Genomic DNA, 21,800 nt, shown 5'->3' with positions numbered 1-21,800 from the left:
ACTCGGCCGGGAGTCAGGCGAGCCCGATCTGCTGGTTGAAGGTCTGGTTGTCCCAGAAGAGGAACTCCTCGTCCATGACACCGTGCTTGTTCCAGAGCCCGACGGTGACCATGTTGACGGCGAAGCTCCGGCCCGTCGGCTGGATGAAACCGCCCGTCCCGTCCGGCATGGGCCTGGAGAACGTGCCCTTCAGCACTCCGGTGACCGCGGTCAGCTCGCCCTTGGCGACACGGAGCGGGTGTTCGCTGACACGGGTGTCCGGCGCCCAGACGAACTGCGTCTTCAGATCCGCGACATGACGCTCGATGCCGTCCGTGTAGTGGCCGTCGGGCCAGTGCACACGGACGTTCTGGGCGTGGCTCTCACCGAGACGGTCCCATTCCTGGCCGGAGTAGACCTGGAAGTCGAGCTCGTCGAAGGTCTCGAGATTGCGGCACTCGACGGCGGTGAGGTGCGCGGGCCACAGCGACTCCGCCTCCGTGGTCGAGGCCGGGTCGCCGAACAGGTCCGGGCGGCGTTCGGCCGCGGCCGCCAGATCCGTACCGCCGGCGACCGCGGTCAGGGCCAGCGCACCGAGCGTGGCCGCACCGGTGTTGCGAAGGAGAGAGCGACGATCCAACATTTTTCGGTTCCTTGACTGGGGAAACGGCGGAGACGGACCTGCCGATGACGACGTCGGCAGCCGGATGTGATGTGTTCAAAATAAGTCGCCATTGCCGGGTCTGTCGGTTCAGATGGCGACTTCTTATGGTCATAAAACGACAGCCGGCAGGGCGGGAAGCAGTCAGTGCGACGGAGGTCGGAGCGGTCACGGGGCGCCGCGCAGCGCGGTCAGGCGGGAAAGCGCAGCACCGGCTTGACCACTTCGCCGCCAGCCGCGTCGGCGGCGGCATCGTTGATCCGGTCCGGCGGGTAGAAGCGGATCATCCGGTCGAACGGCAGGCGCCCCGCACGGTGAAGACCCACCAGGGAAGGTACGAAGCCGAGCAGATCGCTGTCGCCCTCGGTGACGCCCCGGACGACGCGCCCGTTGAGCAGGAAGTTGACGTCGAAGGTGCCGTCGGTGCCGACCGGCGGAGCCCCGACCACGGCCACGGTCCCCCGAACGGCGAGCGAGTCCGTGGCCTGCCGCAGCAGAGCGGGAACGCCACTGGTCTCCAGCGCATGGGTCACGCCCCGGCCCGCCGTGATCTCCGTCAGCCGGGCGGCGACGTCCTCCTCCTTGCCGTTGACCACATCGGTCGCCCCCAGCTCGCGGGCGAGGTCGAGGCGCGAGGGCACGATGTCGACGGCGATGACGTGGGCGGCCGAGGTCAACGCGGCCGCCATGACCGCGGACAGACCCACCGCCCCCGCGCCGAAGACGGCCACCGTGTCTCCCGGGCCGGGGCGCAGTTCGTTGAGCACGGCGCCCGCGCCGGTCTGTATCCCGCAGCCGATGGGAGCGAGCAGCGCCAACTCGTCCTCGTCGGCGGCCTCGACCGGTACGACACTGCGCTCGTCGACCACGGCGTGGTGGGCGAACGAGGACTGGCCGAAGAAGCGGCCGCCCAGCGGGGTGCCGTCGACGCCGTGGACCGGCGTACTGCCGTCGGGCCGGGCGCCGGCGAAATTGCGCGCGATGAACGTGTCGCAGTAGCCGGGATGACCGTGCTCGCAGGCACCGCACCGGCCGCAGGAGCTGAACGACAGCAGCACCTTGTCACCGGCGCCGACCCGGGTGACGTCGGCGCCGACCGCTTCCACGACACCGGCCCCCTCGTGGCCGAGGACGGCGGGCAGCGGGGTGTGGAGCTTCTCGTCCCGGACGGCGAGGTCGGTATGGCAGATGCCCGCGGCCACGATGCGTACGAGGACCTCGTCCGGCCGAGGGTCCTGCAGCCGAACCTCCTCCCAGACGAACGTCCCCGTGCCCGGGCGGACCACCGCTGCTCGCGTCTCGGTCATGGTCGTGCCTTCCTGCCTGTCAGTGGTGAAGCGGGCGGAGCAGCTCCGGCCTTCGGGCGGACGACGGCCGCCTCGCCGGGGACCGGGGACGTGCGTTCGGGACCGGTCAGGTCACAGGTGTCTCCGGCGGCCGGTCCACCGGGCGAGGAGCACGGCGGCGACGTCGTCCTGAGCGACGAACGGCAGTCCCCGCGCCGCGCTCCCAACCTAGGAGCCGAGCCACCGAGGGAGGCGGCTCAATTGCGACGAGGCATGGTCAGAATCCGACAGCTGGTCCCGTCTCCACCGGGATGTCAGGGCCTTCGCCGCGGTGAAGGCCACGGCGGCCCCGGCGCCCGGTCACTCACGCCCCTCCTGCGTGAGGGCGTCCCGGAGCTGGGCCCTGGCTGTGATGCCGAGCTTGGGGAAGACCTTGTGCAGGTGATAGCCGACCGTACGGGGCGAGAGGTAGAGGCGGGCCGCGATGTCGCGGTTGGTCAGGCCCTGGGCGGCCAGCTCGGCGATCTGGCTTTCCTGCGGGGTGAGTTCGCTGCCGGGAGCGGTGGCCGTCGCCGCCCCGGCCGCCCGCAGCTCCGCCGCCGTGCGCTCGGTCCAGGGGCGGGCGTCGAGACGCTGGAAGCACTCCAGGGCCGCGTTGAGGTGCGGGCGGGCCTCGGCGCTGCGGCGGTGCCGGCGCAGCCACTCGCCGAAGTCGAGGTGGGCGAGGGCCTTTTCGAAGGGCCAGCAGTCGGTGGCGGGATCGTCGAGGGCGGCGCGGAAGTGGTGTTCGGCGTCGCCGGTGTCGGTCAGCAGGGCAGTGGCCCGGTGGAGTACGGCGGTCAGGCGGGGGGAGAGGTCGGGCTTCAGGTCCTGCGCCACGGCGTCGACTACCTTGCGCGCGTCGTCCGCCCGCCCGGCGCGGACCGCCGCGGCGGCCAGGTCGCCCAGGTAGTAGAGGGAAGCGTGGTAGTGGACGGGGGCGGGGCGCAGACCGCGGGTGAAGGTCGCGCGCAGTTGCTCGTAGGCGTCGGCGTGGTCGCCGGCGGCGAGCGCCGCCATGCCCACGGCGTGCCGGTGGCGGACCTGAAGACTCAGTGACCCGCGCAGGTCGACGCCCTGTACGGCCTCCGCCGCCCGCGTCCGCGCCGCCGTATGGTCGCCGCGCAGTGCGCACAGCGTGGCCCGCAGGATGCGGGCGCCCACCGTCACGTTGTCGGCTCCCGCCTCCGCCGCCATCCAGAACGCCTCGCCCGCCGCCTCCTCGGCCGCCGTCCAGGAGCCGTTCTCGAACAGGGCGAGGGCGAGCGTCTGCGTAACGGTCGCGTTCGTGCCCGCGCTGCCGGCACGCCGGAGGAGGTCCATGGTCCGGCCTAGGAGGCGCACGGCCTGCTCGGTCTCGTCCAGGATCCAGGCCGTGCCGCCCAGTGCGGTGAGGGTCCCGAGGGACTCCTCCCGTGCCAGGGCGGCCAGCCCTTCCGCCAAGAGCCGCATGAGAAGCAGCCGTTCACCTGGGGCGTCGATGACCGCCCGGGCCCAGGCGCAGGCGGCGGGGTCACCGTCCTCGTCGATCAGGCCGCGAATCCGGCGGAGTTCCGAACGGCAGTACGGGGCACCGGAGTTGTAGACGGATGTCGCGGCGTTGCTCAGGGCACTCAGGGCCAGGTCCGGGGCCGAGGCGGCGCAGGCCTCGGCGACGCTCAGGAGGAGGGCCAGCGCGTCCTCGTGCCGGAGCGTGACCCCGAGGGCCCAGCCGCCCAGCAGTGAGGCCTCGGCACGAAGCAGGGGATCCTCGGTCAGATCGCCGACGCGGCCGCTCATCTCGCCGACCCACTGCGGGTGACCGGCGAACATGGCCGACTGCGCGGCCGTCAGCAGGCGCCGGGCGCGCAGTTCCGGTGCCGGGGTCAGCTCGGCGGCGCGTTCCAGCGCGGTCGCGGCGGCCGCGTAACCGCCCCGGCCACGGGCGCGTTCGGCGCTCTCGGCGAGGGCGTCGGCGACCTCCGCGTCCTGACCGGTCACCGCGGCGGCCAGCTGCCAGGCCCGGCGGTCCGGCTCCTCGGCCAGCACGGCGGCCAGCGCGAGATGGGTCTGCCGTCGCTCGTGGAAGGAGGCCGCGTGGTAGACGGCCGACCGGACCAGCGGGTGACGCAGCAGCACTCGGTCGCTCTCCACCCGCACCAGGCCGACGCGCTCGGCCGGGTCCAGCGCCCGGACGACGTCCAGCGCCGGGGCGGCACGGACCAGGTCGGCCAGGTCCGCCGTGCCCGCCGCGGCCACCAGGAGCAGGGCCTCCCGCGTGGGCGAGGGCAGGCCGGACAGGTCGGCGGCGAACAGGTTCTCCAGACGCGCCGTGAGCGGCAGGGCCACACCCCCGGCACTGCCCGTCCGGCCCAGGGCCAGAGCCCGCGGCAGCTCGATCAGGGCCAGCGGATTGCCGGCCGCCTGCCGGAGTATCTCGGCCCGGGCCTTGCCCCGGGGCGGATCCGGCTGCGCGTCCAGCAGCAGCCCCGCCGCGCTACGGCTCAGGGGGCCCAGGGTCACCTGCGGAAAATCCCGGTCGAAACGGGCCGGGACGCTCTCCTCGCGGGCGGCCAGCAGCAGCACCACGGGCCTGCCCTCCAGCCGCCGGGCGAGAAAAGCCAGTACGTCCACCGAGCCGAGGTCCAGCCACTGGGCGTCGTCCACCAGCAGGAGCAGGGGCCCGCGTGCGGCGGCCTCGGCGACGAGCGCGAGCACGCTGACGCACAGGGACAGTTGATCGAGTCTCAGTTCGTACCGCGCGGCCTCGGTACCGAAGGCACGGTCCAGGGCCTCCCGTTGCCCCGCGGGCAGACCGTCCCCGGGCAGCAACGGATGCAGAAGCTGGTGCACCCCCGACAGACCGAGGCCGGCCTCGCCCTCGCTGCCACGCACCCGCAGGATCCCGAGGCCCCGGGCCCGCCCCCGCTCGGCCGTCCGGTCGACGAGCGTGCTCTTGCCCGCCCCCGGCTCCCCGGTCAGCACCAGCACCTGCGGACCGCCGCCGTCCACCGCCCCGAGCAGCCGGTCGAGGCGGCCCAGCTCGGCGGCCCGGCCCAGGATGCCCGGATCGGAGCGATGGTCGGTGCCGGTGCCGGCGTGCATGAACGGTCCTTGTCGTCGAGCCCTTGATGCCGTCATCCTGCCAGCGACGGCCGACCCGACCGGGACGGCGGGCGACTGGTCATGTGACAGAAGCGTTCCGGTGCGGTCTCCGCGATGATCTCCCCTGGCCAGGGAGAACGCCACCGCCACGGGAGTACGTGAATGACGGTCCACCCACCCCAGCAGCCCACGATCGGCGACGAGGCCACCGTCCTGGGCCGGGACGGCGAGATCGAGCGGATCCTGCGGTGCGTGACGCGCGAGCCCGGCACTCCCCAGACCCTGCTGCTCCTCGGGGAGGAGGGGATCGGGCGTACTGCGGTGCTCGGGCACGTCCGGGAACGGGCCACCGCCGACGGCGTGCTGGTGTTGTCCGCGCAGGGCTGGGCCGAGGACCCGCGGCACGCGCACGCCTGTCTGCACCAGCTGCTGGCGTCGCCGGTGCGGGGCGAACTGGCCGCCCTGCCCGCCGCGCACCACCGGGTGCTGACGGCCGTACTGCGCGGGGACGACGGGCCGGACGGGCCGGAGCTGCACGCGGCGGTGACGGCGCTGCTGGACCGGCTCGCCGTGTCCGGGCCGGTGCTGGTGTGCGTGGACGACGCCGACCTGTGCGACCGCGTTTTCCTGGAGGCGCTGTTCGCCGCGGCCCGGTTGCTGGCAGGCCGCGCGGTGACGATGCTGCTCGCCGCCCGCCACGAGGCGGCCCTGCCCAGCGCGCCGCCCGGCACCGAAACCCTGTGCCTGGGCCCGCTGGACGACGTGGCGGCCGCCGTGCTCCTCGACCGGCAGCCGGCGGCACTCGCGGGCAGACACCGGCTGGAGATCCTGGCGGAGGCCGAGGGCAACCCGCTGGCCCTGGTCGAACTGGGCCGCGGCGCGCCCGGACCCGCCGGAGCGCTGCGGCCCGCGCACGGACCCGCCGGAGCGCCGCGGCGCGCGCCCGCGGAGCACGTCTTCGGCGTACGACTCGACGCGTTGCCCGCCGACACGCGCCGGGCCCTGCTGTACGCGGCGGCCGCCGGGCCCGGCGAACCCGTCGCCGCCGTCATGGTGGCCCTGGGCACCGGCGACCTGGCGGTGTGGGCGCCGGCGGAGGCGGCCGGACTCGTCATGCTGGTCGAGGACCGGCTCGTCTTCCGGCACCCGCTGGCGCGGTCGGCCGCGTATCTGGGGCGCCCGGCGGGTGAGCGCCAGCAGGCACACCGTGCCCTCGCCAAGGCCGCGGTGCTGCCCGAGATCAGGGCCCGGCACCTGGCCGCTACCACCGTCGGCACCAACGCGTTCGTCGCCGCCGCGCTGGAGGCGTCCGCCTGGCGGCGCGGGGACGCGGTGGAGGCCGCGCACGCGCTGGAGCAGGCGGCCTGGCTCAGCCCGGGGCGTCCGGAACGCGCCCGCCGGCTGGCCGAGGCCCTGACGGCCGCGCAGGCGGTGGGCGACCCCGGCTGGGTGCGGGAGCTGTACGGCCGGGTCGTGCGGGAATCCGCCGATCCGGAGCTCGTCTGCGCCGCGGCCGGTGCCCTGGCCGCCACGCTCTCCCAGGAGTCCGCCCAGCGCGAGGCCTTCGAGCTGCTGGTCGACGTCTCGGAGCTGTTCCCCGCGGTGGGCCGGACCCTCGCGCTCGCGCTCGCGGGTCTGGCAGCGGGCATCGCCTCCCAGTCCGGGCTGCCGGAGCACACGGCGGCCCTGGCCGCGCTGCTCGACCGGGCCCGGCAGGCCGAGGACGCCGAGGGCGCCGAGGATGCCGAGCGGTGGCCCCCCGCCGCGGCCGGACCGCTGGTCCGCCTGGACACACCGCACACCCGGCGGGCACTGGACGCGCTGGTCACCGTGGTGGCCCGGCCGCAGTCCGCCACCGGCTCGCTGTCCGGCCTCGGCCGGTCGCACGGCGCCCCTCCGGCCGGCCCGGACGCGTCGGTCGCCCGGGCGGTCCTCGCCGGGGTGGCCCACCACGCGGACGAGGCGGACGTCGACCTGGGGCAGTCGCGCACGGCCGACGACCGACTGCGGACCGCCCGCGCCTTCGGCCTGCGCGGCTGGTCGGTCCTCGCCCTCGTGGACACGCTCGTCGCCATCGGGCGGTTCCCGGAGGCCGAGACCGTCATCAAGGACGCCATGACCGGGGCCGCGGTGCTACGCCTGCCCCGCCTCCAGGCCGATCTGGAGGCGCAGGCCCTCACCGTGCGCGCACTGCGCGGAACCCTTCCGGCGACACCCGGGCTCACCCCCGCCGTCTGGCGGGCCGTCTGCCTGGACGAGAACCGGGCCACCCACGCCCGGCTGCTGCGCGGTCGCGGACTCGCCGCTCTCGCGCAAGGAGACATGGAAGGCGCCTGGCGGCAGCTGCGCGAGCTGTTCACCGCCGACGGAGTGCCCCTGCACCCCTTCCTGTCGGCGCGGAGCATCGCCGAACTCGCGGTCACCGCCCAGCGCACCGGCAGGTCGGCCGAGGCCCTGCCGATCCTGGAGCGGGTCCGGGCGGAGCAGGGCGAGCGCCCGAGCACCAGGATGACGCTGCTCCTGCACCACGCCGCCGCCATGGTCGGCCCGGACGGCGAGGCCGAGGAGCACTTCCAGCTCGCGCTCGTCAACCACGCGGCGAACCGGTGGCCGTGGGAGTGCGGCCACGTCCGCCTCAACTACGCCGTCTGGCTGCGCCGTTGCCGCCGCACCCTGGAGGCGCGCCAGCAGTTGAGCACGGTCCTGGAGACCGCCGAACGCCTCGGCGCCGGCGGCCTCGCGGCGGCCGCCCACCGCGAACTGCGCGCCAGCGGCGCCGCGCCCGCCCCCGCCCGTGAGGACGACGGCCCGCTGGAGCAACTGACGGCACAGCAGCGGCAGATCGTGCAGCTCGCCGCACGCGGTCTGTCGAACCGCGAGATCGGCGAGCGGCTCTTCCTGTCGCCGCGCACCGTGGGCTCGCATCTGTACAACGTGTATCCCAAGCTCGGCATCAGCAGCCGTCATCAGCTCCGTGACCTGGTACAGGGCCGGTGAGGGGCTCGGCGGACCGGTCGGAGGAGAGCCCATGAGGCCCGGACGACCGGGTACGGCCGTGGTCCTCGACCGCGTGGTGCAGCGCCTGGTCAGCGCCTCCGCCGTACCGCCCGCCCTCGACGACCTCGGCCCGGACGCGGCGCGGCGGGCACTGCGGGAGACCCAGGCCGACCGGTTCGAGGACTTCGACGTGGACGCGGTCTTCCGGGTGGCACCGGTCGGCCCGTCGCGGCTGCTCGGCTTCTGGACCGTCCGTCCGGCCGGGGCGCCCGGCCCGCTCCCGACCCTCCTGTACCTGCACGGCGGCCGGTGGTCGCTCGGCGACGCCCAGACCCACGCCCGTCTCATCAGCGCACTCGTCACCGGCACGGGCGTGTGCGCCGTGGTCCCGGAGTACAGCCGCGCCCCGGAGGCCCGCTACCCGGTGGCCCTGGAGGAGTGCTACGCCCTGCTGACCTGGGCGGTCTCCCAGGCTGGCGAACTCGCGCTGGATCCGGGCCGGCTGGCGGTGGCGGGGGACTGCGGCGGGGCCACGCTGGCGGCCGCCGTGACCATGCTGGCGAAGTCCCGACGCGGGCCGCGGATCCGTGCGCAGTTGCTCTACTACCCGCTCACCGACACCCGCTGCGACAGCCCCTCGCAACGGCAGTTCGCCACCGGCTACCTGCTCACGCGCCGGGCGCTGCGCACCTACTGGGCGCGGTACGTCCCCGACCCGGCCCGGCGGACCGAACCCACCGCGGCACCGCTGCGGGCGCGCCCGGAGGAGCTGGCGGGGCTGCCGCCGGCCCTGGTCGTCACCGCCGAGGCCGACGTGGCCCGTGACGAGGGCGAGGAGTACGCGCGGCGGCTGTCCGAGGCCGGGGTCGACGCGCTGTCCGCGCGGTTCCTCGGCACCATCCACGACTTCGTGGCACTGCACGCCCTGGCCGACAGCGCGCCCACCCGGGCGGCGATTCTGACCGGATGCGCCTTCCTGCGTGCCCGTCTGCGGTGACGGGCACCGGCACGACCGAGGACCAGTCGGCCGACTGATGCGCCCACCGGCGCCGCCGCGACAGGCTGACGGCATGCCAACAGCGATCGACTCCTACGAGGAGAGACGCCGGCGTCCGACCGGCTCGGCGAGCGGGCGGACCAGGGTGCTGACCACGCGCTCGGTTCCCCCGGACGAGAGCCTGGAGTACTGGCACGACGCCGTGTTCGACACTCTGGTGGGGATGGACATCGCCACCGAAGGCCGTACCTACGACGCGACCCTGCGCACCGACCGCCTCGGGGACCTGCGGATCACCACGGTGGAAGCCGATCCAGGGCAGGTCCACCGGGCGCCGCGCCTCATCGCCCGCGGCGACGGGCGCGAGGTCCTCGTGGCCCTCCAGAGCACCGGCCGCGCCCGGGTCGAACAGGACGGCCGCAGCACCGAGTTGCGCGCCGGTGACATCGGGTTCTTCGAGACCCTCCGCCCTTTCCGCACCACCTTCCCGGAGCGCTTCCGGCTGAAGATCTTCGCGGTCCCGCGTCCGCTGCTGGACCTTTCGGAGGCCGACCTGCGGCAGCTCACCGGCCGCGCGGTACGCCCGAACGGCGGGCTCCCCGCCCTGCTGGCGCCGATGCTGGAGCGGCTGGCGGACACCTCCGAGTCGTACCCGACCCCGACGGCCGAGCGGCTGGCCGAGAGCGTCATCGACCTGATGGCGGCCACGGCGGCGGACCAGCTGGAGGCGGACCCCGCCGAACTGCCGGGCGCCGACGGTGTCCTGTTGCTGCGCGTCCAGACGTACATCCGCTGGCACCTGTCGGACCCCGGACTGACCCCGCCCGTCATCGCCGGCGTGCACGGCATCTCGGTCCGCTATCTGCACCGGCTGTTCGAGGCCGAGGGCAGCACCGTGAGCCGGTGGATCCGCGAGCAGCGTCTGCGGGAGTGCCGCAGGGAACTCGCCGCGCAGCCGCCGGGTTCCGTCAGCCTGGGCCAGGTCGCCCGGCGCTGGGGGTTCGCCAGCCCCGCCGGGTTCGGCAAGGCCTTCCGCAATTCCTTCGGGCTGTCGCCGACGGACTGGCTGGACCGAGTGCGGGCGGGCGGGGTGCCGTGCTGACCGGTCACGCCCCACGGGTGTCCTGCTCCACCCGGGACCTGGCACCCGGCGACCGCCTCGCCGCCTGGCAGCGCGCCCTCTCGCGGACCTTCGTGGACGTCGAGGTCACCGTGCGGCACGACCGCCGGTGGACCGGCGAACTGGCCGCCGAACGCCTGGGTGCCCTCCAGGTCGCCACCGAGGAGTTCGGCCCCGGAACGATGCTGCGGTGCGCAAGCTCCGTGGCCGCCGACCCGCGCACCCATATCCTGGTCCGCCGCCAACTGGAAGGCACCGCCCTGCTGTTCCAGGACGGCCGCACCGCCGAACTCCGCCCCGGCGACCTGGCCTTCCACGACGCCCGGCGCCCGTTCCGGATCGTGCTCCCCGCGCGGCAGCGGGCGCGGATCCTCATGGTGCCCCGTGCCCTGCTGCGCCTGGAGGAACGGCAACTGCACGCCCTGACGGCCACCGTGGTCGACGAGGCCGACGGGGGAGCGGCGGGCCTGCTGCTGCCGCTGCTCGACGGACTCGTCGACGAGGTCTCCCGGCCCGGCCTGCCCCGACGCGAACAGGTCGCCCGTACCGTCGCGGACATCCTCGCCACCGTGGCCCTCGAACGCATCGGCGGACAGCCCGAGTCGGCGCTGTGGGAGCGCATCACCGCGTCCGTCCGGACCAGGCTCGGCGAAACCGGGCTCGCCCCGCAGGACATCGCCGACCAGCACGCCATCTCGCTGCGCTATCTGCACCGGCTCTTCCAGCGCCAGGGCACCACCGTGGGCGCCTGGGTGCGCATCCGCCGGCTGGAGGCGGCCCACGAGGAGCTGGCCCGGCCCGGTGCCGCACACCGGTCGATCGCCGCCGTGGCCGCCCGCTGGGGCTTCACCAGTCCCTCCCACTTCAGCCGGGCCTTCCGTGACACGTACGGGATGTCGCCGGCACAGTGGCGCAGCACTGCGGGCAGGGTCGTGACGGACTGACAGCGCCGCCTGTTCCCTGTCGGACCGCACCCCGGGCGCTCTCGGAACGATCGCCCCCGCCCTCTCCGCCTACCGTCCCGATCACCGGGTTTCGGCAGAAAGGGATGTGCATGAAGCGCAAGGCGATGGCATGGACGCTCCCCGCGGTGCTGGTCGCGCTGAGCGTGGTGGGCTCCGGCGCCCCCTCCTCGGCCCGGAGCAGCGCCGCCCGGGTCCCGACCACGGCGGTCGGCCCCCAGTACGACACCACCCACGTCTATGTCACCCCCGGCAAGGAGGACGCCTTCGTCGACAGCTGGCTGGCGACCTTCGGCGGGACCCACACCACGAAGGCCGTCGTGGACGTCACGCCGACGCCCAGCGAGACCGAGTCGGAACTGGTGCTCTCACCCGTCGGCACCCTCTCCGTCTTCGACTTCAAGACGCCCGTTCCCTACCCGTTCGGCGCCGAACGCACGGGCTGGCTGATGAGCGACTTCGACCGCGGTGTCCGCCTTGCCCGGCAGAGCGGCGCGAACATCGTCGTCGCGCCGTTCGACGACCCGATCGGGAAGGACGCGGTCGTCCAGTTCCCGGGCGGGGTCGACGCCCAGCTGTACTGGCACACCAAGGCCCCGTCGTACGCGCCCCTGGAGACCGTGCCCGACAACCGCGTCTGTCTGACGCCGGACTCGGCGACCGCCTTCCTCCGCTCCTACCTGCGGTTCACCGGCGGCCGGATCATCTCCGACGACCGTACGGCGGACGGCGGCGACCTCGGCCTGCCCGGGGTCACCTACCGCCGTATCGCCCTCCGCTCCCCGTTCGGCGACACGGTCGTCAGCGTCACCGACGGCCACCTGCCCTACCCGTTCGGGCGGGAGACCACCGGCTACCCGGTCAAGGACCTCACCGCGACCCTGCGCAAGGCCGAGGCGGCGGGCGCACAGGTGCTGTGGGGCCCGTACGACGGCAAGAGCCGCAGCAACGCGATGGTGCAGTTCCCCGGCGGCTACGTGGCCGAACTGCACCAGGACAGAGACAACTGATCAACCCCCTGGGACTCGCCGCCGGAGGGGCGGTGCGCCCGTGCCGTTTCCAGGAGCGCCTAGCAGCGCAGCAGGTACTTGTGCTGTCCGGACAGGACGAGTTCGCCTCGCTGGTTGTGCACGGTGGCCGCCGTGGTGACGATTCCGGTGGCGCTGCCGTCCCCGGTGGGTTCGAGGGCGGTGATGGTCAGCGCCGGATACAGGGTGTCCCCCGAGTGCACCTCGCCGGTGAAGGTGCAGGACAGCTCCGTGAACCTGACGAAGACCTCACCGATGACGTGCGGGAACAGGGTCGCGCCGGGTGCGGTGAAGGCGAGGACCTGCAGGCCGTGCACCACGGGGGCGCTGTGGCCGTGCCGGCGGGCCCACTCGGCGTCGTAGTGGACCGGGTGGTTGTCGGCGGACACGGTCTGGAACGCCGCCGCGTGGGCGTCGGTCAGGGTCCGGCTGGGGGCCCGGAACACCTCGCCGACCTCCAGCTCGTCGAAGGTGCGGGCCGGGACGACGAGGAACTGCTCGGGGTCGAACACGGCCTCGTTGGCGGCGGGTTGGGGGGAGCTCATGGGACGTCCTCTGTCGAGTCGTGTCGGATCGGATCGGCGGGACTACGGGCAGCGGAGGCGGGTGGTGAGGAGGTTGGGGTCCTGCTGCGTGACGTAGGCGGCGTCGGCCACGTACACCTTGTCTCCCCGGACCGCGACGGAAGTGGGGTTCTGCAGGCCGTCGGTGTGGTCGAGGACGACGGTGTGACCGCCGTTCCCGGACACCAGGGCCACCTCGCTGCCGGCGTTGAGCGCCGCGAGGAGCTGGTCGCCGTGGCCCGTGAACGCGAAGTCGTCGACGCCGGTCAGGTCCGACGCGGCGGTGCGGAAGGCGCCCGGGGCGCCGTCGTGGCGGAGCGGGATGCGCAGCAGGGTCCCGCGGTCGAGGTTGCTCACCCACACGGCTCCGTCGTGCACCTTGACACCGTTGGCTCCCAGGAAGCCGGCCGGGGCGAGCGCGGAGCCGGTCGCCCACACCTCGGGGGTGCCGCCGGTCGCGGGTATCCGCCAGATCCTGCCGAGCACCGAGTCGGCGGCGTACAGCTGCCCGGTCGACCCGTCGAGGGCCAGGCCGTTGGGCAGCGCGTCGGCGGGCAGCGCCGCGATGCGCTCCGGGCCGCCGCCGGGACGCAGCCGCCAGACGCCGGTGAGGTCGTCGGTTCCGGTGGCGTAGAGGAAGTAGAGCGTGCGGTCGGGACCTTGGACGATGCCGCCGAGGAACGGTGACCCGAGTACCGGGGTCCGGGCCTCCTTCGCCGGCGCGGGAAGCGTGGCGAGGACACGGACCCCGCCGGTTCGCTCGATCACCGCGACCTGGCGGGAGAAGGCGAAGGTGACCGCGGCGGCACCGCCCGGAAGCAGGGTGAGGTTCTCGGGCTGCTGCCCCTCGGCGAGGTCGAGGTGGGCGACGAAGGACGCCGAGGTGAGGGGCGGCCGGGCCGCGAGGGCCGCGTCCGTGCTCGTGATCGTGGTGGCGAGTGCCGTGGTACCCACCACGGCGGCGGCAAGAACTCTGCGAAACTGCATGGCCCCGACCGTAGGCACGCCCGGCCCGGCGACATGCCCCGTGGCGCACGGGGTCGCGCCGCAGCGTGCCAGGGTCCGGCGGCAGGGCGCTGGAGGGTTCGTTCCTGTGCGCGCACGGTCATGGCGGCCGGGCGGGTGACGGCTAGCGTTCGGCGCGTCCCCCGCCTGCGCGACGCGACTCGCCGGAACCGGAAAAAGAGAAACCCATGCAATTCGGCATCTTCACGGTCGGTGATGTGACGACCGACCCGACCACGGGACGTACTCCCTCGGAGCACGAACGCATCAAGGCGATGGTCGCCATCGCGCTCAAGGCGGAGGAGGTCGGCCTCGACGTCTTCGCGACCGGCGAGCACCACAACCCGCCGTTCGTGCCCTCCTCCCCGACCACGATGCTCGGCCATATCGCCGCCCGGACCGAGAAGCTGATCCTGTCCACGGCCACGACGTTGATCACCACCAACGACCCGGTGAAGATCGCCGAGGACTACGCGATGCTCCAGCACCTGGCCGACGGCCGGGTGGACCTGATGATGGGCCGCGGCAACACCGGGCCGGTCTACCCGTGGTTCGGGCAGGACATCCGGCGGGGCCTCGACCTCGCCAAGGAGAACTACGCACTGCTGCGCCGCCTGTGGCGCGAGGACGTCGTCGACTGGGAGGGGACCTTCCGCACCCCGCTCCAGGGGTTCACCTCCACCCCGCGGCCGCTGGACGGGGTCCCGCCGTTCGTCTGGCACGGCTCCATCCGGTCCCCGGAGATGGCCGAGCAGGCGGCCATCCACGGCGACGGCTTCTTCCACAACAACATCTTCTGGCCGGCCGACCACACCCGGCGCATGGTCCAGCTGTACCGGCGGCGGTACGCCTTCCACGGCCACGGCCGGCCCGAGGAGGCGATCGTCGGTCTCGGCGGCCAGGTGTTCATGCGGAAGAACTCCCAGGACGCGGTACGGGAGTTCCGCCCCTACTTCGACAACGCGCCCGTCTACGGGCACGGGCCGTCCCTGGAGGACTTCACCGAGCAGACCCCGCTGACCGTCGGTTCTCCCCAGCAGGTCATCGAGCGGACGCTGACCTTCCGCGAGACGGTCGGCGACTACCAGCGGCAGCTGTTCCTGATGGACCACGCCGGGCTGCCGCTGAAGACCGTGCTGGAGCAGCTCGACATCCTGGGCGAGGAGGTCGTACCCGTCCTGCGCAAGGAGTTCGCGGCCGGGCGGCCGGCGGACGTGCCCGCGGCCCCGACCCACGCCTCCCTGGTCGCCGCCGCACGGCAGGAGGCCGCTGCGTGAGTCCGACCACCCCAGCCGGAGGCCGCCCGGTGCGGCTCGTCGCCGTCTCGGCGGGACTGAGCACCCCGTCCTCCACCCGCCTGCTCGCGGACCGGCTGGCCGAGGCGGTCCACGGCGAACTCGGGCCGCAGGGCCACGAGGTGGAGAGCCGCGTCGTCGAACTGCGCGAACTGGCCGTCGCCATCGCCAACAACCTCGTCACCGGATTCCCGCCGCCCCCGCTGGCCGCCGCCGTCGACGCCGTGACCGGAGCCGACGGCCTGATCGTCGTGACCCCCGTGTTCAGCGCCTCGTACAGCGGGTTGTTCAAGTCGTTCTTCGATCTGATCGACCCCGACGCCCTCACCGGCCGGCCGGTCCTCGTGGCCGCGACGGGCGGTACGGCCCGGCACTCCCTGGTCCTGGAGCACGCTCTGCGTCCGCTCTTCGCCTACCTGCGCGCCGTCGTCGTACCGACCGGCGTGTACGCGGCGTCCGAGGACTGGGGGACCGGCGGCGACGCGTACGCCGAGGGGCTGCCCGCGCGCATCCGCCGGGCGGGCGGCGAACTGGGCGCTCTGATGGCCGCCCGGCCCGCGGACCCGGAGCCCGGGGACGAGATCAGCACCCTCGAACGGCAGCTGTCCGACCTGCGGTTCGACTGAGACACGTCCGTCCCAGGTGAGGTGACGCGGCAACGCCGCGAAGCCCGCCGACGTGCGCGGGGCGCTGCGTGAGGCCTTCGCCCATGAGGGGCCCGCGCTGGGCGACGTCGTGGTCCACCTGGCGCGGGCCGGCCTCCGCGACATTCCACGCCTTTGAGGGATCAGCGCGGCACCACCGCGGGTCCGCCCGAGGTGTCGAAGGCATGGGTCACCTCGGGCGCGGTGCCCGGGGTGAGCAGGGCGCGGGCCTCCTCCTCGAACCGGCGGTCGGTGGCCGTGAGCCGGACGTGGTGCTGGGCCTGGTGCTCCGCCCAGGAGGAGACCAGATAGTTCTCGACGAAGCGTTCGGGGTCGTGGCCGTCCTGGTAGAGGCCCCAGGACAGGGCTCCGGTACGGCGCCGGGAGCGGGCCACCCGGTGCATACGGTCCGTGAACTCGGCCCGCTGGTCCGCCGGGACGCGGTAGACGACGGAGACCAGGACCGGGCCGTCGGCCTCTCCGGGGGCGAACACCAGGGGCGGCGCCGGCCAGTGGTCGGAGGGCGTGGGGTTGATGCCCTCGGCGTCGCGCAGCGGCCACCGCCGTACGGTGGCCGCGCTCAGCAGCATCGCGGCGCCGGCGATCAGCAGACAGGCGCTCAGCCCGAGCCAGTCGGCGACCGCACCCCACAGGGGCGCGGCCAGCGCCTGACCGCCCTGGAAGACCAGCAGGTAGACGGCGAGGCCGCGGGCCCTTACCCAGCCGGGGAGCCGGGTCTGTACGGCCGCGTTGAGCGTGGAGAGTACGGCGATCCAGGCGAGGCCCGCGGGCAGCAGCGCGAGCGCGACCAGCCACGGCGCATGGACCGTGGCCAGTACCGCGAGCACCGCGGCGAACACCAGGGCGCCGACGCCGAGGGTGCCGTTGGCGCCGAGCAGGCGATGGGCGCGGGGGAGGAGGAAGGCGCCGCCGACCGCGCCGATGCCCACCGCTCCGAGGAGCAGTCCGTAGCCGCCCGAGCCGAGTCCCAGGGAGCGGCTCGCGGTCAGCGGCAGCAGGGCCCACAGGGCGGCGCCGCCGGGGATGAACAGGAGCGTACGCAGCAGGATCCGGCGGACGCCGGGCGCGTTCCAGACGTAGCGGCGGCCGGCGTACAGGGCGGCCAACAGGCCCTCGTTCCCGGCGGGCGGGGCGGCCGCCGCGGCGGGGCGCCGCCACAGCAGCAGGACGGCCGCGATACCCAGGTAGGACGCGGCGTTGAAGGCGAAGACCCAGCCGGCGCCCGCCGCCGCGACCACCGCCCCGCCGAGCGCCGGACCGACGGCACGGGCCAGGTTCATGTTGACCGCGCCCAGGGCCGCCGCCTGACCGAGCCGCTCCCGCTCCACCAGCTCCGGCTGGATCGCCTGCCAGGCCGGGCCCATCAGCGCGGTGCCGCAGCCCAGCAGGAAGGTCAGGAGCAGCAGCGCCGTCGGCGAGAGCGCGTCCAGGAACGCGAGCACGGCCAGCACCCCGGACACCGCGAGCATCGCGAACTGCGCGGTCACCAGCACCGCACGCCGGTCGAACCGGTCGGCGATCACCCCGGAAGGCAGCGCAAGGAGGACGACGGGCAGGCTGGACGCGGTCTGTACGAGGGTCACCAGCGCGGCGCTGTCCCCGACGAGCAGCCACTGGGCGCCGACCGTCTGCATCCAGCTGCCGATGTTGGAGACCAGCTGTGCGATCCACAGCGCCCGGAAGACACGTGCCGCGAGGGGCGCCCACGGGGAGTCGGTGGCGGCGCCGCTCATGCCGCTCCCGACCGGGTCCAGGCGGGGTCGCCGTCGGCCAGGCGGTGCGTGGCCAGGGAGGTCAGGGCCAGGAGCAGCAGGGTCAGGCCCAGGGTGAGCACCAGATGGCCGTGGAGCAGGAGCTCGGTCCCCGCGAACGCGCCGAACAGCATCGCCAGGACGGACAGGATCCGGCGGCCGGGCCGGGGCGCGGCACCGCCCGCCGGGGTGGAGTCCGCGGCCAGGCCCGTCAAGGTCAGCGTCAGCACGGTCGTGGTCATGTCGGGAACGCCGAGGCGCCGGGCGACCGCGTTCTGCAGACCCATACCGAGCCCGAGGGACACGATCAGCGAGTACTGGACGCCGGTGGTGACCTCACCGTCGGTGGCCGCGGCGACGGCCACCGAGACGGCGACCAGGACCGTCTGCATGGCCGTCGCTCTCTTCAGCAGATGCCCGCGGTGCGTGGCGAACCGGGTGCCCAGCCGTCCGCCGGCCAGCGCGCCGACGAGGAACGCGGCCAGTGCGGCGACGGAGGCGAGCGCGGACAGGTTCGGGGCGCCCGCCAGCGCGAAGCCGAGGAACACCACGTTGCCGGTCATGTTGGCGACGAAGACATGCCCCAGGGACAGGTAACTCACCGCGTCCACCAGCCCGGTGACCACCGTCAGCGTCAGCAGCAGGGGAGGCAGCGGGCCGTGGCGGTCGTCCGGGGGCGGTGCCAGCGTGTGGAGCGCGTCAGTCAGCAGCCTGCGCACGGGGAGCTCCTTCCGGTGCGGTGGGGGTGCGGTGCAGCACCGCGCGGGTGAGCAGTCCGCTCGTGGGACCGAGCACGATCACCGCGAGGACGAGCCACAGCGGCCACGGGGTGAGGCCCAGCGCGTGGTCGACGGACCACCGGCCGGGCCCGGTGAGAGCCAGGGACACCGAGATGACGACGAGGACCAGCGGATACTCGTACCCGTCGTTCTGCACCCACAGGCCCTTGCGCCACTTGACCGTCCCGGCGACCGTCATCACGCCCATCGCGGCCATCGCCGCCAGCGGCGTGAGCAGCCCGGCGGCCAGGAACAGGCCGGCGCCGATCTGGCTGCCGCCCGCGACGACCGCGGTCAGCCGGCCGCCGCGGAAACCGTCGTGCCGGAACTCCTCCGTTCCGCCCGCCAAGCCGTTGCCCCCGAGGCGGAAGCTCACCTTCTGCACTCCGTGGCCGGCGATGAGGAGTCCCGCCAGCAGCCGGAGGACCAGCAGTCCAGCGTCCATTTCTTCCTGTTCTTCCTGCCTGTTCCTGACTCGGGACGTGACGTCTGCTCAGCCGGCCGCGTGGGCGCCGATCATGGTCTGGGCGTAGACCAGGCCGAGGCCGTAGGCGCCGCCGTGCTCCTTGACCACGTTCGTGACCGCCTGGTACGTCTCCGTGCGGGCCCAGTCGCGCTGGAGTTCCAGGAGCACCTGGACCCAGGTGACCGGCACGGCGCCGCCCTGGACCATGCGCTGCACGGCGTGCTCGTGGGCCTGCGGGGTGACACCGCCGGACGCGTCGGCGACGACGTAGACCTCGTAACCCTGGGCGACGGCCGAGAGCGCCGGCAGGACCACGCACACCTCGGTCCACAGACCGGCTATGACGAGCTTCTGGCGGCCGGTCGCCTTGACGGCCTCGACGAACGCCGCGTCCTCCCAGGCGTTCATCGTGGTGCGGTCGATGATCTCCTGGCCGGGGAAGACGTCCGCGAGCTGCGGCATGATCGGGCCGGAGAAGGACTCGGCGGCCACGGTGCTCAGCACGACCGGCACGCCGAACGCCTTGGCGGCCTTGGCCAGGCCCAGGGTGGAGTTGATGATCGCGGTGCGGTCGCCGCTGGCGGTGCCGAAGAACATCTGCGGCTGGTGGTCGACGAACAGCACGGCGCAGTTGTCGGGGGTGAGGAGGCCGGGGCCGGGGGCAGCGGTCACCTGGGCGATGTCGACCATGACGAAGAACCTTTCTCAGTGAACAAGGGTGGGATGGCGAACCGAAGGAGGAGGTTCAAGTGCCGTCCTCCTTCCGGGAGTCCGGGAGTCTCAGAGGAAGCAGGGGTCGGACGGCGTGGCGGCGCCGTCCGGGATCAGGCCGCGCCGGACCCGCCAGACGCGGTGCAGTTCGGACTCGGCGACGGCCTCGCCCAGCGCCTCCGCCTGGCGTACGCCCGCCAGGCCGCGCGGGGCCGCCTGATAGCCGCCGAAGTGCGCCACCGGGCTCCAGTCGGGGGTGATGGCCGGCAGCTCCTCGTCGAGACCCTCGTACTCGCCGGCGGCGTAGACGATCCGGCCGCCGGTGACCGTGAGCAGCGACTCGATGTGGGCGATCTCCGGTTCGGGCACGGTGAAGTAGTCGTCGGAGAGGATCGCGAGGTCCGCGAAGAAGCCCGGGCGCAGGATTCCCTTGACCCCTTGCTCACCCGTCAGCTCGGCGCCGGCCCGGGTGAACATGCGCAGGGCGGTCTGCCGGTCGACCCGGTTGGACGGGGGGCGGAGTACGAGGTCGCCGACGTTGCGCCCGCTGATCAGCCAGTGCAGGGCGACCCACGGGTTGTAGGTGGAGACCCGGGTGGCGTCGGTGCCGGCGGCCACGGTCAGCCCGCGGTCCAGCATCTCCCGGATCGGCGGGGCGTCGGCCGCGGCACCGGGGCCGTAGCGGCGCAGGAAGGCCTCGCCCTGGAAGGACAGCCGGTTCTGCACGGACATCGCACCGCCGAGCGCGGCCACGCGGTCGAGGCTCTCCGCCGACACGGTCTCCGCGTGGTCGAACAACCACCGGTTCCCGGCCGGGAAGAGGCCCTCGGCGGCCAGCTTCTCGAAGACCGCGAGATCCCGGCGGATGGTCTCGTCGTACGTGGCGTGCAGCCGGAACCCCCAGCCGTTCTCCATGAGAAGACGCACCGCCTTCTCGAACTCGGGCTCGTAGTCGTCGTGTTCGGGACGCGGCTGGTTGAAGTTCTCGAAGTCTGCCGCCGCCCAGGTGAGGTTCTCGCCCGCGCCGTTGAGGCGCAGCCACGCGTCGCCGTCGCCGTGGTCCGCCATCTCGATCCAGCGGGTGAGGTCGGCCACCTCCTGGCCCGCGGTCTGCGGGAAGAGGTGATAGGCGATGCGCAGCGACAGCTCACCGGCCTCGGCCAGTTCGATGACGGTGCTGTAGTTCTCGGGGAAGTTCTGGAAGCCGCCGGCCGCGTCGATCGCCGACGTCAGCCCGAAGCGGTTCAGCTCGCGCAGGAAATGCCGGGTCGAGGACTTCCGGTGCTCCTCGTCCAGCACCGGCGCCCTGGCCAGCGTCGAGTAGAGGATCAGGGCGCTGGGCGCGGCCAGCAGCATGCCCGTCGGCTCCCCGTCCCGGCCGCGCACGATCTGGCCGCCCCTGGGGTCGGGGGTGTCCTTGTCGAATCCGGCGGCCTTCAGCGCGGCCCGGTTGAGGACGGCGGACTGGTAGAGGTGCAGGACGAACACAGGGGTGTCCGGGGCGGCCGCGTTCAGCTCGGCGACGGTCGGCAGCCGCCGTTCCGCGAACTGCTCGGCCGACCAGCCGCCCACCACCCGCACCCACTGGCCCTTCGGGGTACGGGCGGCCTGCTCGCGCAGCATCGCCAGGCCCTGGCGCAACGTGGGCACGCCGTCCCAGCGCAGCTCCAGCACGTAGTTGAGCCCGCCGCGGATCACGTGCAGATGGGCGTCGTTGAGCCCCGGGATCACCCGCCGCCCGAGCGCGTCCACGACTTTGGTGGCCGAACCGATGTGCGGGGCCACGTCCTTGTCGTCGCCGACGACCGTGACCACGCCGTCCCGGACGGCGATCGCCCCCGCGTGCGGGCGGTTCGGGTCGCCGGTGTGGATTTTCGCGTTGCGGACGACGAGCTCTGCGGGATCGTCGACGGCCTGAGGAACCAGACCGCCGACCGGCATTGAGGACACGCTTGCGGGACCCTCTCCGAGATGGGAATTGCGGTGCCGGGGTCCGTGCTCGCCGTCGAGTCAGCGGCGAACCGCGACCGCCGAGCCGTCACGCTAGGTCCGGTACCCGCCGCGGTATGTCCCGTGCGCGCACTCGCACCGGCCCCGCAGTGCACCGCAGCACGGGCCCTGGCGGTGCATCGCCGCGCCGGCCCCGCAGTGCACCGCGTTCGCACGTGCGCTGCTGGGCCGCCAGAAGTGCGCTCGGAGGCAACAACCCGGCGCACAGCGCTCCTACGGTGGGCCGCATCGGCGCCGGAATCGGCCGGTGTGCCCCACGCAATTCCAGGAGACTTGCATGTCCGAAGCCTTCACGCCCGTCAAGCCGGTGCTGGAGCCCGCCGCCCAGGCCTTCGTCGAGGCCACCGCGAACCCGCCCTACCTGTTCGACCTCGCCCCGGCGGACGGCCGCAAGGCCGTCGA

Annotated in this window: 17 protein-coding genes and 1 pseudogene; 8 read left to right on the top strand and 10 right to left on the bottom strand. The window is 73.5% G+C overall.

Annotation, left to right across the window (positions count from 1 at the left end; all coding sequences use genetic code 11):
• Positions 1–13: 13 nt before the first annotated feature.
• The 3 genes from ACFWPS_RS50785 to ACFWPS_RS50775 form a co-directional block, all read right to left on the bottom strand.
• Positions 14–622, bottom strand: a complete 609-nt coding sequence (locus tag ACFWPS_RS50785) for an ester cyclase (protein WP_383720418.1) — start codon at positions 620–622, stop codon at positions 14–16.
• A gap of 209 nt (positions 623–831) precedes the next feature.
• Positions 832–1,947, bottom strand: a complete 1,116-nt coding sequence (locus tag ACFWPS_RS50780) for an NAD(P)-dependent alcohol dehydrogenase (protein WP_383720416.1) — start codon at positions 1,945–1,947, stop codon at positions 832–834.
• A gap of 339 nt (positions 1,948–2,286) precedes the next feature.
• The gene (locus tag ACFWPS_RS50775) at positions 2,287–5,049 is read right to left on the bottom strand and encodes a helix-turn-helix transcriptional regulator (RefSeq protein WP_383720413.1); all 2,763 of its coding nucleotides are present in this window, start codon (positions 5,047–5,049) and stop codon (positions 2,287–2,289) included.
• Positions 5,050–5,211: 162 nt separating this feature from the next.
• On the opposite strand from ACFWPS_RS50775, the gene ACFWPS_RS50770 reads away from it, so the two are divergent.
• From ACFWPS_RS50770 to ACFWPS_RS50750, 5 genes are all read left to right on the top strand, one after another.
• Positions 5,212–8,046, top strand: a complete 2,835-nt coding sequence (locus ACFWPS_RS50770) for a LuxR C-terminal-related transcriptional regulator (protein WP_383720411.1) — start codon at positions 5,212–5,214, stop codon at positions 8,044–8,046.
• Between the two features lie 31 nt (positions 8,047–8,077).
• The gene (locus ACFWPS_RS50765) at positions 8,078–9,043 is read left to right on the top strand and encodes an alpha/beta hydrolase (protein ID WP_383720408.1); all 966 of its coding nucleotides are present in this window, start codon (positions 8,078–8,080) and stop codon (positions 9,041–9,043) included.
• Between the two features lie 73 nt (positions 9,044–9,116).
• A complete protein-coding gene (locus ACFWPS_RS50760; protein WP_383720406.1) occupies positions 9,117–10,145 on the top strand; it encodes a helix-turn-helix domain-containing protein in 1,029 nt (342 codons plus the stop codon).
• Entirely contained in the window at positions 10,139–11,107 is a 969-nt protein-coding gene (locus tag ACFWPS_RS50755) for a helix-turn-helix domain-containing protein (protein ID WP_383720404.1), read from the top strand. Before ACFWPS_RS50760 ends, ACFWPS_RS50755 begins: the two co-directional genes overlap by 7 nt.
• Before the next feature lie 110 nt (positions 11,108–11,217).
• Positions 11,218–12,135, top strand: a complete 918-nt coding sequence (locus ACFWPS_RS50750) for a glyoxalase (RefSeq protein WP_383720402.1) — start codon at positions 11,218–11,220, stop codon at positions 12,133–12,135.
• 59 nt (positions 12,136–12,194) lie between these two features.
• Here ACFWPS_RS50750 and ACFWPS_RS50745 read toward each other — a convergent pair whose 3' ends face one another.
• Both ACFWPS_RS50745 and ACFWPS_RS50740 read right to left on the bottom strand, forming a co-directional pair.
• Entirely contained in the window at positions 12,195–12,698 is a 504-nt protein-coding gene (locus tag ACFWPS_RS50745; protein ID WP_383720399.1) for a MaoC family dehydratase, read from the bottom strand.
• A 42-nt stretch (positions 12,699–12,740) separates the two neighbouring features.
• Entirely contained in the window at positions 12,741–13,703 is a 963-nt protein-coding gene (locus ACFWPS_RS50740) for a hypothetical protein (protein ID WP_383720397.1), read from the bottom strand.
• Between the two features lie 206 nt (positions 13,704–13,909).
• On the opposite strand from ACFWPS_RS50740, the gene ACFWPS_RS50735 reads away from it, so the two are divergent.
• Together ACFWPS_RS50735 and ACFWPS_RS50730 are read left to right on the top strand one after the other, a co-directional pair.
• Positions 13,910–14,998 carry an LLM class flavin-dependent oxidoreductase gene (locus ACFWPS_RS50735; RefSeq protein WP_383720394.1) on the top strand — a complete coding sequence of 363 codons (1,089 nt, stop codon included), beginning with the start codon at positions 13,910–13,912 and terminating at the stop codon, positions 14,996–14,998.
• Positions 14,995–15,642 carry an FMN reductase gene (locus tag ACFWPS_RS50730; RefSeq protein WP_383720392.1) on the top strand — a complete coding sequence of 216 codons (648 nt, stop codon included), beginning with the start codon at positions 14,995–14,997 and terminating at the stop codon, positions 15,640–15,642. The genes ACFWPS_RS50735 and ACFWPS_RS50730 overlap by 4 nt, the downstream gene beginning before the upstream one ends.
• Positions 15,643–15,803: 161 nt before the next feature.
• On the opposite strand, the gene ACFWPS_RS50725 is transcribed toward ACFWPS_RS50730, so the two are convergent.
• From ACFWPS_RS50725 to ACFWPS_RS50705, 5 genes are all read right to left on the bottom strand, one after another.
• Positions 15,804–17,414, bottom strand: coding sequence for an MFS transporter (locus tag ACFWPS_RS50725; RefSeq protein ID WP_383720390.1), 1,611 nt, complete (start codon positions 17,412–17,414; stop codon positions 15,804–15,806).
• Positions 17,411–18,151 (bottom strand): YoaK family protein, encoded by a 741-nt coding sequence (locus ACFWPS_RS50720; RefSeq protein WP_383720388.1) that lies wholly within the window; start codon positions 18,149–18,151, stop codon positions 17,411–17,413. Before ACFWPS_RS50720 ends, ACFWPS_RS50725 begins: the two co-directional genes overlap by 4 nt.
• Positions 18,132–18,656 carry a DoxX family protein gene (locus ACFWPS_RS50715; protein ID WP_383720386.1) on the bottom strand — a complete coding sequence of 175 codons (525 nt, stop codon included), beginning with the start codon at positions 18,654–18,656 and terminating at the stop codon, positions 18,132–18,134. Before ACFWPS_RS50715 ends, ACFWPS_RS50720 begins: the two co-directional genes overlap by 20 nt.
• A 48-nt stretch (positions 18,657–18,704) precedes the next feature.
• Positions 18,705–19,367, bottom strand: a complete 663-nt coding sequence (locus ACFWPS_RS50710) for a hydrolase (RefSeq protein WP_383720383.1) — start codon at positions 19,365–19,367, stop codon at positions 18,705–18,707.
• Positions 19,368–19,457: 90 nt separating this feature from the next.
• The gene (locus tag ACFWPS_RS50705; protein WP_383720436.1) at positions 19,458–21,329 is read right to left on the bottom strand and encodes an amidohydrolase; all 1,872 of its coding nucleotides are present in this window, start codon (positions 21,327–21,329) and stop codon (positions 19,458–19,460) included.
• Positions 21,330–21,675: 346 nt separating this feature from the next.
• Here ACFWPS_RS50705 and ACFWPS_RS50700 point away from each other — a divergent pair.
• A pseudogene (locus ACFWPS_RS50700) lies at positions 21,676–21,800 on the top strand (esterase); the annotation flags it as partial.

The organism is Streptomyces sp. NPDC058457 (assembly GCF_042720695.1).
Classification (GTDB): Bacteria; Actinomycetota; Actinomycetes; order Streptomycetales; family Streptomycetaceae; genus Streptomyces.
Note: the sequence above shows the minus strand (reverse complement) of the source record. Positions and strands in the feature narration are given on the sequence as shown.